The organism is Acinetobacter sp. GW821-FHT09D10 (assembly GCF_059416285.1).
In genome coordinates, this window is the sequence record NZ_JBWKOW010000002.1 from 286,236 (window position 1) to 301,305 (window position 15,070).

Here is a 15,070-nt window from a genome sequence, read left to right on the forward strand (position 1 = left end):
TATGGTAGATAAGCGAACAAAACAAACACGGAAAAAACAGCAGTCTATTTCGGAAAAACCAACTCTTGCATTTGATATGTGGCGATTTTATCTGCTCTGGGCAGTAGTGCTGCTCTGTTTTGTTGTTTTAATTGCACGTGCATTTTATGTACAAGTAATTAATAAGGATTTTTTACAAAACAAGGCCAATGCCAATATTTTGCGTACTGAGCGTGTGGAAGCCATGCGTGGCGTGATTAGTGATCGCCACGGGGTACCTTTGGCAATTAGTACACCGATCATGAAAATCGTAATGGATCCACGTGATTATTTCGATACGAAGCACTTATATGATCAAATTACAGAAGAATTAAAGAAAGATCCGAATAATCGTAAATTAAAACGACAATTACCCGATAAAAATTTGAATCTTGATGAGTTGGCAGATGTCGTTGGTTTAGACCGTGCCGATCTTAAAAAACAGATGAATGCACGACCGCGTTCTCGTTATCTGGTTTTGAAGAAAGAAATACCACCGCAACAGGCAGACCTGATTACGAAGGGTAACTTTCAAGGGGTATATGCCGAGAAAACGTATAAGCGTTATTATCCTCAACCACAGCCAAATGCCCAGATTATTGGTTTAACCAACAGTGAAGGCCAAGGGATTGAAGGCTTGGAAATGCAGCTCAATAAACAGCTGTCGGGTGTGGATGGTGAGCAAAAAATTATTCGTGATAAGCGCGGAAACCGTTTAAAAGTTTCAGAGGTTATTCGTGAGGGCGAACCAGGCGAAAACATCACTTTAAGTATTGACTCCCGTTTGCAGTACATTATGTACCGTGAATTAACAGCTGCTGGTGTTGCAAATAACGCCCGCTCGGCAACAGCTATTGCTGTAGATGTTAAAACTGGCGAAATTTTGGCAATGACCAGTTGGCCGTCATATAACCCAAATGACAAAAACGGTTTATCTAATAAAGATGCCATGCGTAACCGCGGTGCGATTGATATGTTCGAACCGGGTTCAACCATGAAGCCATTTACTGTTTCTGCGGCACTGGAAACTGGACAATATACGCCAAATACGATTGTAAATACTTCTCCAGGTTCAATGCGTTTAGGTTGGCATACGATTCGTGATACTCATAATTATGGTGCATTAACTGTAAGTGGCGTAATTATCAAGTCTTCAAACGTGGGTTCTGCAAAAATTGCATTGTCACTTCCAAAGCAAACACTGCCAAGCTTCTTTAATCGCGCTGGCTTTGGTAAACGTTCGGCTGTGAAGTTCCCGGGTGAAAGCTCAGGTTTAGTGTTACCGGTAAGTAAATTAAATTCTTCCCAAATTGGTACCATGGCTTATGGTTATGGTCTAAATGCAACTATTCTCCAGTTGGCGCAAGGCTATGCAATGCTTGCAAATCATGGCGAGAAAATGCCTTTAAGCCTGCATAAGTTAGATCAGGCACCTAAAGGCGAACAAGTTCTAGCTCCAAAAATTGCCGATCAGGTTTTGCTCATGCTAGAGCAGGTGACTATGCCTGGTGGTACTGCAAAACAAGCTAATATTCCGGGTTATCGCGTGGGTGGTAAAACTGGTACGGCGCATAAACTTCGTGCAGACCGTAAAGGTTATTCAAATAATGAATACCGTGCTTTATTTGCTGGTGTAGCTCCAATTAGTGACCCGCGTTTAGCCGTTATTGTTGTGGTTGAAAACCCGCAAGGCCGTTATTACGGTGGTTTGGTTGCTGCCCCTGTTTTTGCACGCATTATGCAAGAATCATTGCGCTTAATGAATGTACCGCTTGATAAGCCCCTTGATACTCCAGAAAACCCTATTCGCAGGTAAGCTATGTCTGTTTCTTTTCAAGAAATTAATCCAGTCGAGATCGATGCACAGTGGTCTAAGCAGCCTTTTCATGGCTTTAGTTTAGATAGCCGTAAAGTTGAGTCAGGCCAAATCTTTATCGCCTTGACTAGTTATAGCCAACCTGAAAAAACGCGTATATTTGCTGAGTCAGCTTTAGCTAATGGTGCACTTACTATCATTAGCGAGACTGAGTTGGGGTTGGAAAATGAGTGGGTATGTCCTGATGTACGTCAGCGCATGGGTGAGTGGCAACAGCGTTATTTGCAGCAGATAGATCCAGTTGCACCAGCACGTATTGTTGCAGTGACAGGCACAAACGGTAAAACGACAATTTCACGTCTAATTGCTGAGTTAATTAGTTCACAACAACAGCAATGTGCAGTGATGGGAACTACGGGTAATGGTATTTTGCCAGACTTAACACCATCAACGCATACCACACTTGATGCTTTACAATTACAAAATGCGTTACATGACTATGCTAAACAAGGTGCAACTTTTGCGTCTTTGGAAGCAAGCTCACATGGTTTAGAGCAGGGCCGTTTAAATGGTTGTGCTATTGAAATTGCCGTTTATAGCAATTTGAGCCGTGATCATCTAGATTATCATGGCACTTTAGAGGCTTATGCTGAAGCTAAGGCTCTTTTATTCCGCTTCAGCTCTTTAAAAGTGGCTGTTATTAATCTGGATGATGAGTATGCTGCTCTAATGATAAATGCAGCAAAACAAAATCCTGCTCAACCAAAAATTTTAACGTATTCGCTTACTCAAAATACAGCAGATTATTATATTAGTGACCTAAGTTACAGTTTGGCAGGGGCTACTTTTAATTTAGTCAGCCAGCAAGGTTCTTTTGCTGTTCAAAGTCCATTATTGGGACATTTCAATGTCGAAAACTTGATTGCAGCACTTATTGCTGCTGAGCAAGCAGGTTTTGATTTAGAAGCATTAGTCGCTTTTGTCCCTCAATTGATTGGTGCACCAGGACGAATGCAGGTCATTCGTGATGGTGAGCGTTTATTTGTTGTGGATTATGCGCACACACCTGATGCTTTGATTCAGGTACTTAAAACTTTAAAACGTCATGTATCTAATCAGCTTTGGGCGGTATTTGGATGCGGGGGAGATCGGGATCGAGGCAAACGTCCACTGATGACTCAAGCAGCTTTAGACGGCGCAAATCCGATTATTTTGACTTCGGATAACCCAAGAACCGAAGACCCTGAACAAATTTTTGCTGATATGAAGCAAGGAATCGATTTTTCAGGGCACCGTATGCATGAAATTCATGACCGCCGTGAAGCAATTAAATTTGTTGCAGAGCAGGCTCAGGCTGGTGATATTGTTGTTATTGCTGGTAAAGGTCATGAAAACTACCAAGAAATTAATGGTGTGCGTCACTGGTTTGATGATGTTGTTGAAGTTCAATCAGCGATTGCTGCGCAACACCATACTGTAGACGCTGCTTACCCTGCACAATAGGACAAATTATGCATACTTCAACCACCAGTACCGTGCCTTTGGAACCGTGGACAGCTCAGCAATTACAACAGGCAACACAGGGCTACTGGCATAAAGACCAGATCCCTCAAACTGAAATTAAACGTATTTTGACGGACTCGCGTCATGCGGAAACTGGGGATGTTTTTTTAGCACTTAAGGGTGAACGTTTTGATGCGCATGACTTTGTAGCTCAGGTTGCAGCGAATGGTTGTCAAATCGCAATTGTTGAACGCCCTTTAGATGTAGATATTGCCCAACTAGTTGTTGCCGACACTCGCTTGGCTCTCGGGCAACTTGGCGCTTATCGCCGTGAGCAAAATACACAACTAAAAGTGATTGCCTTAACAGGAAGTAGTGGCAAAACTACAACCAAAGAAATGCTGGGTAGTATTTTATCGCGCTTAGCACCGACACTAATCACTCGAGGCAATTTAAATAATGACCTCGGTGTACCCATGATGTTGCTTGAACTGAGAAAAGAGCATCAGTTTGCTGTCATGGAGCTGGGTGCAAGTCATCAGGGTGAAATTGATTATACTTCTAAGTTGGTGCAGCCGCATGTTGCAGGCATTTTAAATATTGGGACAGCTCATTTGGGTGAATTTGGTGGACGTGAAGGTATTTGCCGCGCTAAATCAGAAATTTATCGCCATATTTTGCCCAATGGTGTTGCAATCGTTCCACAACAAGATGACTTTACTACTGAAATTCATAAAGCTGCGCAAGCACATCGCATTTCTACATTTGGTGTAGGGGGCGATATTTATGCAACAGATATTGAATTATTGCCTCAATCAACAAATTTTACCCTACATACGCCGCAAGGGGCGAGTACCGTTAAACTCCCTTTTGCAGGTGAGCATAATGTGCAAAATGCCACAGCAGCTGTAGCCTTTGCTTTGGCGCTTGGTATTGGACTTGAAGATATTGTCCAAGGCTTAGAGCAAGCTCAGGGTGCTAAAGGTCGTCTAAACTTTATTCAAAAATCTCCTTACTTATTTATTGATGATACTTACAACGCCAACCCAAATTCTATGCGTGCTGCTGCGCAAGTATTGTTGCAGCAACAAGGCATAAAAGTGATGGTAATGGGTGATATTGGTGAATTGGGAGATAGCAGTTGGCAAGAGCATCACGATTTAGGCCATGATCTTGCTCAGCTTCCTTTAGATCATATTATTGCAGTTGGGCAGTTTGCTTCAGCCGCTCTCGAGGGTGCAGACTCTCATTCCAATAAAGTGAAAGCATTTCAGACACAAGCTGAGGCGCTTCCATTTCTAATCAATCTAATCCAAACACATCAACCCCAGTCCATGAGTTTCCTGTTTAAAGGTTCTCGCTTTACTCATATGGAAACGTTGATGGCTGATTTGATGGAGAAACTTTAAATGCTGTTATGGTTGTTTGAACAACTTGCGGGCTATCACAGTTCGTTTCAGGTCGTTCGTTATTTAACATTACGTTCTTTACTTAGTGTATTAACGTCCCTGACCATTGGTTTGGTCCTTGGACCGATCATGATTCGTAAATTACAAGCGTTAAAATACGGTCAGGCAGTAAGTTCATTTGCTCCTGAAAATCATGCTAAAAAGATGGGTACACCAACGATGGGCGGGATTTTAATTCTGCTTTCAATTGGGATTAGTACTTTACTCTGGGCTGATTTATCTAACCCTTATGTCTGGATTGTGCTTGGTGTAATGGTTGTGTTCGGTGCTGTAGGCTGGGCAGACGACTGGATTAAAATTCGCTATAAAGACAATGCAGGTTTACCTGCACGTAAGAAGTTTTTCTGGACTTCTGTTGCATCCCTTGGTGCTGGTATTGCGTTATATTTAATTGCAACTCAACAGTCTAATGCAGAACATACTGCAAATATGCTGGATTTATTGATTCCTTTCTTTAAGAATCTTTCAATTCCACTCTCAATTGTTCCATTAGGCTTGGCATTTATTGTATTTACTTATCTGGTTATTAATGGTGCCTCTAACGCAGTTAACTTAACCGATGGTTTAGATGGCTTGGCAATCATGCCGGTTGTAATGGTGGCTACAGGCTTAGGTGTATTTGCTTACTTGTCTGGTGACATCCGTTTTGCTAACTATTTACATATTCCATATGTGAAATATACCTCTGAGCTTGTTGTGATCTGTTCTGCCATGATTGGCGCAGGTTTGGCATTTCTTTGGTATAACGCGCACCCTGCCCAAATCTTTATGGGTGATGTTGGCGCTTTAGCTTTAGGGGCGATGCTTGGAACAATTGCTGTCATGGTACGCCAAGAAATCGTATTTGCGATTATGGGTGGTGTGTTTGTAATGGAGGCAGTATCTGTCTTCTTGCAAATTGGATCGTTGCGAATGCGTAATAAACGCGTATTCTTAATGGCGCCGTTGCATCATCACTATGAAAAGCAGGGCTGGAAAGAAACCCAAGTTGTGATTCGTTTTTGGATTATTACAATTATATTAGTAGTTTTAGGTCTAATGACTTTAAAATTGCGATAGATCTTATTTTAGTGTCAATATAAAGCCAGTTCTACTGGCTTTTTTTATTGGAGAGATGAATGACAAAAGTTGCTGGTCTAGACCAATTATCTGTAATTAATCAAAAAGTGGTTGGTGAGGGTGAGGTGTTACCTCAGGTCGTACTTAAAGATGGAAGTCAGGTACAAACAGGAACTGTCGCTACAATGTTGCATAATATTGAATTATATAATGCAGGGCAAAGAGGACAGATTGAAGAGGAATTAAAGATCGCAATTCCCACTTTAGTCAAGGTTGGTCTATTTGATTTATTTCAGGTAGATGAATGGATTAACGGAACAAATGCGGGGCGTACATTTGTGGGAATGCAGGCAAAGACTTATTTACAGCAAAAAGAACAAGAGAATAATTAAAAGTGACTAAGCAAATTTTAATGTGTCCTGTGTGTCGTCAATCTCTGGATTTAAATGAAAAAACTTGGCGATGTGCACTAGGGCATGCTTATGATGTGGCTAAACAAGGTTATGTCAATTTACATGTTGTGCAGCATAAACATAGTAAAAATCCGGGAGATACACCAGAGTCAGTCGATGCCAGACGAGCTTTTTTACAAGGCGGTTATTATCAGCCTTTACAACTAGCTGTAGTCGCTTTATTAAAACAACTCGATGTAAAAACTGTACTTGATATTGGGTGTGGTGAAGGCTATTACACAAGTGCCATGCAGCAAGTGGTTGAGCAGTGTGTTGGCGTTGATATTGCAAAAAATGCGGTGCAGCGTGCAGCAAAGCTGAATAATGAGGTGACTTGGGTCGTGGGAACAGGTGCGACTTTACCTGTGCTTGATCAAAGCATGGATGCTTGTACCAGTTTATTTAGCCCGATTCCACAAGCAGAAATTGCGCGTGTTTTAAAAAATGATGGCCATTTAATTGTTGTTACACCTGCTTCTGAACATTTATATGCAATGCGTGAAGCTTTATTTGAACAAGTTAATCCTCACACGCCAGAAAAGTTTGTGGAGCAGTTGCAAGATTTGTTTGAGCTCAAGCAAGAGCAAATTATTGATGCTCCTTTTGTGCTTGATCAGCAGTCCTTAAAAAATCTAATTGCTATGACGCCTTATGCTTATAAGGCTTCTCCCGAACGTCGTTTGCAGTTAGAGCAGCAGTCGCAATTAGAAGTAACAGCCTCTTTTCAAATTTATGTCTTTCAGAAGCGTAATAAAGAAGCTAGCTAATAGACTATTTTTAAAGCGTAAAAAAAGCCATCTAACGATGGCTTTTTTATTATTTATTCAATCTGATTAATCAGATTTTCTAGTTCGTCTTTTTCTCGCTTAGGCGCAGGTTCCTGTGAAGGTCTCATGGCAGGAGGTGCAGCTTTTGATGGAATAACAATTTCTTCGCCAGGTAAATCGGCAAAGTCATTGTTATTGTTGAGCTTCGGTTGCGGTGGTGCTGGACGATATAGCGGACGTGCTAATGGTGGGGCTGCACGATAAGTTTTTTTATCGCTAACTTCTACTACTGCTTGATTTTTGTCACGTGAAATAGGTGCTTGAGCATCTTTGTCGAGGCGAACCCAAGCTGATGGTGTACCTTGCAAAGCTTGACCCATAAAGTTGATCCAGATCGGTAATGCAGCAATACCACCATACTCACGACGACCTAGTGTCGTCGGTTGGTCAAATCCAACCCACGTCACAGTAACTAACTTGCCGTTGAAGCCAGCAAACCATGCGTCTTTTGCATCGTTGGTTGTACCTGTTTTACCGCCTAAGTCATTACGACCAATTTTAAGCGCGGCACGGCCTGTACCGTGTTCAATAACGTCTCTTAAAATATTAGCCATGTCATAAGCAGAACTTGATTTTAAAATACGCTGTGCCTGACGATATTCACTGTTCGCTTTATCAGTCTGTTTAAGATTAAGTTGCTTAGCTGCCTTTTCTTTCTGCTCTACATCTTTATTAGTAACTTCAACCACTTCATCATCTGTTGTCGTAGCTTTCTGCTCGTCATCAGTTGTGTCAGGCGCGTTAATACATGGAATACATGCATATTCTGGTTTAGCTTCATAAATCACTTTACCGTATGCATCTTCAATACGTTGAATAAAGTGCGGTTGAATGCGATAGCCGCCATTGGCAAAAGTCGAATATCCAGTTGCCATTTGAATTGGCAAGACTTGAGGAGTACCTAAGGCAATGGTGTAGTTACGTGGAATTTGATCTTCTTGTAAACCAAAATCCATAAATAACTGGCGAGTACGTTCAATTCCGACTGTCTGTAAAAGACGTACAGATACGGTGTTACGAGATAAATACAACGCACGACGTAATGGAATCATTCCTAAATAACGACCGTCTGAGTTTCTCGGTGTCCACTTACCAATCGTGATAGGACTATCATTCACCATACTGTACGGCGTCATACCGCGCTCTAGTGCCAATGCATAGACAAAAGGTTTAATCGTCGAACCTGGTTGGCGCCAGCCTTGCAAAGCACGGTTAAATTTCGATTGATAGAAGTTATAACCACCTACAATTGCTTCAATTGAGCCATCGTTAGGATTGATTGCAATGAGTTGGCCTTGAACTTTTGGAACCTGAACTAAAGACCATGCTGTTTTTGCTTCATTTGGACGTAAGCGAACAATATCTTTAACTTGAACAATTTGAGATGCACGGGAAGGAGCACCACCTACACTATTCGCATTGCGATAGGGGCGGGCCCATGACATACCTGACCACTGTACAGTAACTGTTGTGCCATCTTGCATTAATGCTTCAAAAGAGCTGCTATTTACCTTGGTAACTTGTGCAGGGTAGGTGTTGGCATATGCTCTAAATTCACTTAATGGTTTGTCGTGTGCTTCCGCACCGCGCCAGCCATGACGACGGTCATAAGCTTCAAGACCATCTTGCACAGATTTCTCTGCAATCGCTTGGCGTTTAGCATTGATAGTTGTATAGACTTTATAGCCAGAATCAATTGCTTGTTCGCCAAAATGTTTTACGAGTTCTGAACGAACCATTTCACCTGCATAAGGGTGAATATTATTTAGATCCCGATTGGGCATGTTGAGGTTGATCGGTTCTGCTACGGCTTTTTGATATTCTGCTTGAGAGATATAGCCCAGCTGTAACATACGACCTAAAATCCAGTTACGTCTTTCAAGTGCACGCTCTGGATTAACCACAGGGTTGTATTTAGAAGGCGCTTTTGGCAAACCTGCGATCATTGCCATTTGAGCAATGCTGAGTTCATTAATACTTTTGTTGTAATAAATTTTGGCTGCTGCTGCGATACCGTAAGCATTTTTTCCTAAAAAGATTTTATTCACATAAAGACTGAGAATTTCTTCTTTGGATAAATTTTGCTCAATTTTTCGAGCCAAAAAGATCTCGGTTATTTTGCGTTTTAATGTTCTTTCTGGACTCAAATAATAGTTCTTTGCAACCTGCATAGTGATGGTTGAGCCACCAGTTTGCACATCAGAACCAGTCACACTTTCACTTAAAGCACGCCCTAAGCCCTTAAAACTGATCCCGCTATGTTCAAAGAAAGAAGAGTCTTCTGCTGCTAAAAATGCATGAATAAAAGCAGGAGGAATTTGTTTGTATTCAACCGGAATAGACAGCTTACCACCATACTCGGCAATCAGTTGATTATCTGATGTGTAGACCTGTAGTGGTTTTAAAAGCGGAGCTTTTTTTAGTGAACTCATTTCTGGGAGCGATGGGGCGATATAGAGATACATGCCATAAAAGCCCATCGGAAGTGAGACTAAGATAATAATAATGATCAAAAAAATTGGACGCACGAAGCCCAAACTGGATAGCTTTTTCATGATAAGTAAGCTTTAATAAGATCGAATACAAACTAATTGTGGTCAGTATAGCCTTTAGACATGCGGATTGTTAGATGAGATATTGTATCCGTGTAAAAATAAAGACCTAGATTATTGGTTTGTAATTTTTTTTGGGGATAAAAAAATAATAGGACAATAGTGTGCTCAGGTTATATCGTAAACCGAATAAGGGGTTAATGGGTGTCGATATTAGTTCGACTTCTGTTAAGTTGTTAGAGCTCTCTGTTAAGAACGGTAAATATTGGGTAGAAAGCTATGCTTTGATGCCTTTACCCGAGAACAGTGTAGTTGAAAAAAATATCTTGAATCCAGAGGCAGTTGCAGAAGCTTTGGAGCGGGCGATGAATTTAGCAAATCCCCAAACCAGTAACGCTGCAATTGCTGTTCCAACATCGACGGTTATTCATAAAACCATCGAAATGGATGCAGATATGAATGATGATGAACGAGAAGTTCAGATTCGATTAGATGCGGAGCAGTATATACCGTTCCCTTTGGATGAAGTGAGCCTTGATTTTGAGGTTTTACCAGATCGACTGCCTAATCCAAACCGCGTGAATGTACTTTTAGTTGCAACAAGAACAGAAAATGTTGAAACACGAGTAGAAGTACTGGAACTGGTGGACTTAACTCCTAAGCTTGCTGATGTAGAAAGTTATGCTGTCGAGCGCGCTTTTAGTGTATTTGCGGATAGCTTGCCAATGGGTGCAAATACCATTGGTATTTTAGATATCGGCCATACCCTGACCACATTATCGGTTATGCAAAGTGGCAAAATCATTTATACCCGTGAACAAGTCTTCGGTGGTAAACAGCTGACTTTGGAAATTCAAAGTCGTTATGGTTTGTCATTAGAGGAAGCGGGACGAGCAAAAAAAGAGCGCTCTTTACCAGATGATTATGACATCGAAATCTTAGAGCCATTTCTTGATGCTGTCGTGCAGCAAGCAGCTAGATCTCTACAATTTTTCTTCTCTTCATCACAATTTAATGAAATTGACCATATTTTACTCGCTGGTGGGAATGCCAATATTCCTGGGCTTGCTAAATTGTTGCAGCAAAAACTTGGTTACCGTGTGACCATTGCCAATCCGTTTTTACAAATGGGTTTTTCTCCTCAAGTCGACGTTCAAAAAATTGAAAATGATGCCTCATCGTTAATGGTGGCATGTGGCTTGGCTTTAAGGAGTTTTGATTAATGGCAACAATTAATTTACTCCCTTGGCGTGATGGGCTTAGGGAACAGCGCAAAAAACAATTTATTATTTTCTGTTTTGGGGTAGTTGTTCTGGGGATCACCACTGTATTTTCTGGGTGGTTTTATTTGAATCAAAAATTAAGTGATCAAGAGCAAGCTAATCAACTCATCACCAGTACAAACCAGAGTCTAGATCAACAACTTAAAACCTTAAATGGTCTGCAAGAACAGCGTGACGCTATTATCGAGCGTATGAAACTTATTCAGGGATTGCAAAGTCAGCGCCCTGTTGTTGTACGTTTGGTAGATGAATTGGTACGTGTTACTCCTGCTGCGATGTATTTGACTAAATTTAGTCGAACTGGAGATAAATTTACCATTGAAGGTAAAGCGGAAAGTCCAAATACGGTCGCAGAGTTATTACGTAATCTCGAAGCATCACCATGGTATCGCAACGCTTTTATGAACTCTTTCTTAGCGACTGAAGAGAAAAAAGATAAGACTGCGAGTTCGCTGCTTCCTCGAGTGGAAGATAGCTATGGCAGTTTTGTTGTGACTGTTGATTTAGGCGAAATGGGGGTGACTACAACAGATGATACCGCCAATACGTCTGTAAGTACGGATAAGGGGGCGGTTAAATGAGTCCGGATGAACTTCATGAGTTGTCGTTAGAACAAGCTCCATCTAAGAAAAAAAAGATCACCTTAGAAAAATTTCTTCAGCAATTTAACACACTAGATATGAACAGCTATGGTAGCTGGCCATTATCTGTGAAAATTACTTGCTGGGTTTTTATTTTCTTTGCTGTGTTGGCTTTGGGATATTTTGTTGTTATTCAGCCAAAGCTACAAGCAATTGATAATGCACAGGCACAAGAAAGTAATTTGTTGAATGAGTTTCGAGAAAAAGATTCAAAATTGCGTAACTTGCAGCAATATCAGCTTCAACTTCAAGAGATGCAAGCAAACTTTAATCAGCAGTTAGAGCAACTGCCAAAAGAAACCGAAATTCCAAGTTTGGTTGAAGATATTAATTTAACTGGGGTGAATTCTGGCCTGAAGTTTAAAAATATCCGTTTAGAAGATGAAGTGAAACAAGAAATCTTTATTGAACAGCCTATTACGATGGAAGCAACCGGCGATTATCACGCTTTTGGTGCTTTTGTCAGTAGTATTGCGGCATTACCACGTATTGTGACAATGCATGACTTTGTTGTAGAAGCTGCACCTGTTAATAAAGATAGTAAGTCAGATATTCCTGTACTTAATTATTCTATTAAAGCAAAAACTTATCGCTATATGGGCGCTGTAGAAAATGCTGAACATCCGGAAAACAACGCTTCGGCTTCAGTAGCACCTGTTTCCTCTACTGCTAATACACAGTCGAAATAGGAGCATTACAATGAAACTTAAGCAAATTTCTTTTTCTATTTTGGCATGTTTAGTTTTAGTCGGATGTGACTCGAGAATTGACGCTGTAAATCAGCAAATGGCAGATATACGTAACCAGCCACCACAGCAGATAGATCCAGCACCTGTTTTCACACCTGTGCCACAGTTTAATTATGCGGCTCATCAGCTAAAGAGTCCATTTTTACCAAGCTCTCTTGCTGCTGAGCTCAAAATTATGGCAGGAAAACGGGTATATCCGAATTTCTCACGTGCACCTCAGCCTCTAGAAAGTTATGCATTAGAATCCTTAAATATGAAAGGAAGCATACGTAATAACCGTGGGCAAGTACTGGCTCTTATCCAATCACCTGATCAGCAAATTGAGCGAGTGCAGGTGGGGAACTATATCGGGATGAATCAAGGGCGTATTACCCATATTGGTCCAACCCAGATTGATCTGGTAGAAATTGTCCCCGATGGGCGCGAAGGCTATGTGGAGAGACCAAGAACCTTAGTGTTAATTGGACCCGCACCCTAAAATTTAGGGAATAACAAAGAAAAAGTATTTTTAAAGATTATTTAATTGGGGATGGTCAGACAATGAATCACGTATTCCGTCAGTTTTCTATGGGGGCTGTAACCATTGCAGTTATGCAAGTTGCATCTGCACAGGTCAGCATGACCAATATTGTACCGACACAAATTGCAGGTCAGGGTACAGAAATTAGAGTTATGTTTAATGGTTTGCCGCCACAACCACAGGCATATCAACTTGAAAATCCTTCACGTTTGATTTTGGATTTTAATAAAGCTCAGCAGACTTTAACACAGTCAAAAGTGGCAATTGGTACAAATGAAGCGAGCTCGGTCGATGTAAGTTCTGACGATCAGCGCTCACGTTTAACTATAAATTTAAAAGAGGCGGGTGCATTTACAACGCGCATAGAAGGCAATACTTTTATTTTAAAGATTAATTCAGCTCAAGCAGCTATTAAACCTTTATCAACAAATACAATGCAACCCCAAGGCGTTTCAAATATTGGCTTTCAGCGTGGTGGTCAAGGTGAAGGGTTAATTGTTATTGATTTGTTGGGAAGTAATACTCCTGTTGATGTTCAACAACAAGGCAGCAAAGTCGTAGTGAGGACATTGGGCTCTAAAATTCCCACTCATTTAGCTAAACGTTTAAATGTGAACGATTTTGCGACTCCTGTTTCTACCATCGAATCTTATAATGAAAAAGGCAATGGTGTTATTACGATTCAATCTACTGGTAGCTATGAATATATGGCTTATCAAGCGGAAAATAAACTCACTATTAGCTTAAAGCGTCCACAAGATAAAAACGTAACTTCTTTATATAAGACGCCTAATTACTCTGGTAATAAGCTTTCTCTTGATTTCCAAGATATTGAAGTTCGTAGGGTTCTACAGTTACTTGCCGATTTTACGGGCATTAATATGGTGGCCGCAGATAGTGTTCAGGGTAATATTACTTTGCGCTTGAAAGATGTTCCGTGGGATCAGGCGCTTGATATTATTTTAAAGACCAAAAATCTTGATAAACGCAGAAATGGTAACGTTATTTGGATTGCGCCTGTTACAGAGTTGATCAAGGCTGAAGAAGAAGAAGCTAAGGCTGTTGCTCAAAGTGTCAAGCTAGCCCCGTTACAGACTGAGTATATTCAACTTAAATATGCGCAAGCTCAGGATATTATGGGCTTAATTACTCAAGGTTCAAATAATAGTAATGGTTTACAGCGGACTTCTGCTGGCGGAACATCAACTTCTACTAATTTAAATACGGGTGTTGATAGTTTAGGCAATAACGTAGGGAGTTTGTTGAGTCCACGTGGAACAATTACTCAAGATGATCGAACCAATACCTTAATTATTAATGATACAGCACAGTCGATTGATCAAATTCGTAAAATGATTGATTTGTTGGATGTGCAAGTTAAACAGGTCATGGTTGAAGCGCGAATTGTAAGAGCATCTACTTCATTCACCAAAGAGCTTGGCGTTAAGTGGGGAATATTATCGCAAGGGGTGAACAGTAATAACAGTTTGTTGGTGGGGGGGAGTGATACGACGCTTTGGAATTTAAGAGAACCAGATGATGAAGGTAAATACACGATTGAACGGCCAGATAATTTAAACGTTGATTTGGGTGTTACATCAGCTGGAGCCAGTAGCATAGCTTTTAGCTTAATTAGTATGTCTGATTTTATGTTGGATTTAGAGTTATCAGCATTGCAGGCAGATGGCTATGGTGAGGTTATTTCAACACCAAAAGTCATGACTGCAGATAAACAACGAGCTAGAGTGGCAACAGGTCAGCAAGTTCCATATCAAACTACAACTAATTCTGCTTCTGGTTCAACGGCCACAACTTCTTTTAAAGATGCGCTGTTAAGTTTAGATGTTACGCCAAGTATTACACCTGACGGTAAAATTCAAATGAAATTGGATATTTCAAAAGACTCGGTTGCCGATAGTGCTCCTAATGGCGAGTTAATTTTGAATAAAAATCAGATTAACACCAATGTATTGGTGAATAATGGGGAAACCGTTATTTTAGGTGGAGTATTTGAACAGGCAACTTCTAATTCACAAACCAAAGTTCCTTTCTTGGGAGACCTGCCTGTAGTTGGCCGTTTATTTAGAAAAGATGTGAAATCTGATGATAAACAAGAGTTACTGATTTTCGTTACGCCACGAATTGTTAATGACACTTTGGTGAGAAATCATTAATATATTT

12 protein-coding genes are annotated in these 15,070 nt (G+C 40.7%); 11 read left to right on the top strand and 1 reads right to left on the bottom strand.

Going from position 1 to position 15,070, the window contains the following annotated elements:
• Position 1: 1 nt before the first annotated feature.
• Genes ftsI through AC07M3_RS08070 form a run of 6 tightly spaced genes read left to right on the top strand, consistent with a single transcriptional unit; the run spans position 2 to position 7,084 of the window.
• On the top strand, positions 2–1,834 hold the full coding sequence (gene ftsI, locus AC07M3_RS08045; RefSeq protein ID WP_045433434.1) for a penicillin-binding protein PBP3: 1,833 nt from the start codon (positions 2–4) through the stop codon (positions 1,832–1,834).
• 3 nt (positions 1,835–1,837) lie between these two features.
• Positions 1,838–3,337: a UDP-N-acetylmuramoyl-L-alanyl-D-glutamate--2,6-diaminopimelate ligase gene (locus AC07M3_RS08050; protein WP_494566991.1), complete on the top strand. Its 1,500-nt coding sequence runs from the start codon at positions 1,838–1,840 to the stop codon at positions 3,335–3,337.
• Between the two features lie 8 nt (positions 3,338–3,345).
• Positions 3,346–4,746 carry a UDP-N-acetylmuramoyl-tripeptide--D-alanyl-D-alanine ligase gene (locus AC07M3_RS08055; RefSeq protein WP_494566990.1) on the top strand — a complete coding sequence of 467 codons (1,401 nt, stop codon included), beginning with the start codon at positions 3,346–3,348 and terminating at the stop codon, positions 4,744–4,746.
• Positions 4,747–5,865 (top strand): phospho-N-acetylmuramoyl-pentapeptide-transferase, encoded by a 1,119-nt coding sequence (gene mraY / locus AC07M3_RS08060; RefSeq protein ID WP_003653822.1) that lies wholly within the window; start codon positions 4,747–4,749, stop codon positions 5,863–5,865.
• Positions 5,866–5,924: 59 nt separating this feature from the next.
• Positions 5,925–6,257: a DUF7709 family protein gene (locus AC07M3_RS08065; protein ID WP_003653820.1), complete on the top strand. Its 333-nt coding sequence runs from the start codon at positions 5,925–5,927 to the stop codon at positions 6,255–6,257.
• Positions 6,258–6,259: 2 nt separating this feature from the next.
• Complete coding sequence (locus tag AC07M3_RS08070; protein WP_494566989.1) at positions 6,260–7,084, top strand: putative RNA methyltransferase; 825 nt, start codon at positions 6,260–6,262, stop codon at positions 7,082–7,084.
• 53 nt (positions 7,085–7,137) lie between these two features.
• Here AC07M3_RS08070 and ponA read toward each other — a convergent pair whose 3' ends face one another.
• A complete protein-coding gene (gene ponA / locus AC07M3_RS08075) occupies positions 7,138–9,699 on the bottom strand; it encodes a penicillin-binding protein PBP1a (RefSeq protein ID WP_494566988.1) in 2,562 nt (853 codons plus the stop codon).
• Positions 9,700–9,860: 161 nt separating this feature from the next.
• Here ponA and AC07M3_RS08080 point away from each other — a divergent pair, with 161 nt between their 5' ends.
• The 5 genes from AC07M3_RS08080 to AC07M3_RS08100 all read left to right on the top strand — a co-directional run bounded on the left by AC07M3_RS08080 (position 9,861) and on the right by AC07M3_RS08100 (position 15,063).
• The gene (locus tag AC07M3_RS08080) at positions 9,861–10,919 is read left to right on the top strand and encodes a pilus assembly protein PilM (protein WP_494566987.1); all 1,059 of its coding nucleotides are present in this window, start codon (positions 9,861–9,863) and stop codon (positions 10,917–10,919) included.
• A complete protein-coding gene (locus tag AC07M3_RS08085) occupies positions 10,919–11,560 on the top strand; it encodes a PilN domain-containing protein (RefSeq protein WP_494566986.1) in 642 nt (213 codons plus the stop codon). Before AC07M3_RS08080 ends, AC07M3_RS08085 begins: the two co-directional genes overlap by 1 nt.
• Positions 11,557–12,309: a type IV pilus inner membrane component PilO gene (locus AC07M3_RS08090; protein WP_270903341.1), complete on the top strand. Its 753-nt coding sequence runs from the start codon at positions 11,557–11,559 to the stop codon at positions 12,307–12,309. The genes AC07M3_RS08085 and AC07M3_RS08090 overlap by 4 nt, the downstream gene beginning before the upstream one ends.
• A 10-nt stretch (positions 12,310–12,319) precedes the next feature.
• Positions 12,320–12,847 (top strand): pilus assembly protein PilP, encoded by a 528-nt coding sequence (locus AC07M3_RS08095; protein ID WP_045433419.1) that lies wholly within the window; start codon positions 12,320–12,322, stop codon positions 12,845–12,847.
• A 62-nt stretch (positions 12,848–12,909) separates the two neighbouring features.
• Positions 12,910–15,063, top strand: a complete 2,154-nt coding sequence (locus AC07M3_RS08100) for a type IV pilus secretin PilQ (RefSeq protein ID WP_307012281.1) — start codon at positions 12,910–12,912, stop codon at positions 15,061–15,063.
• The last annotated feature ends 7 nt before the right edge of the window (positions 15,064–15,070 follow it).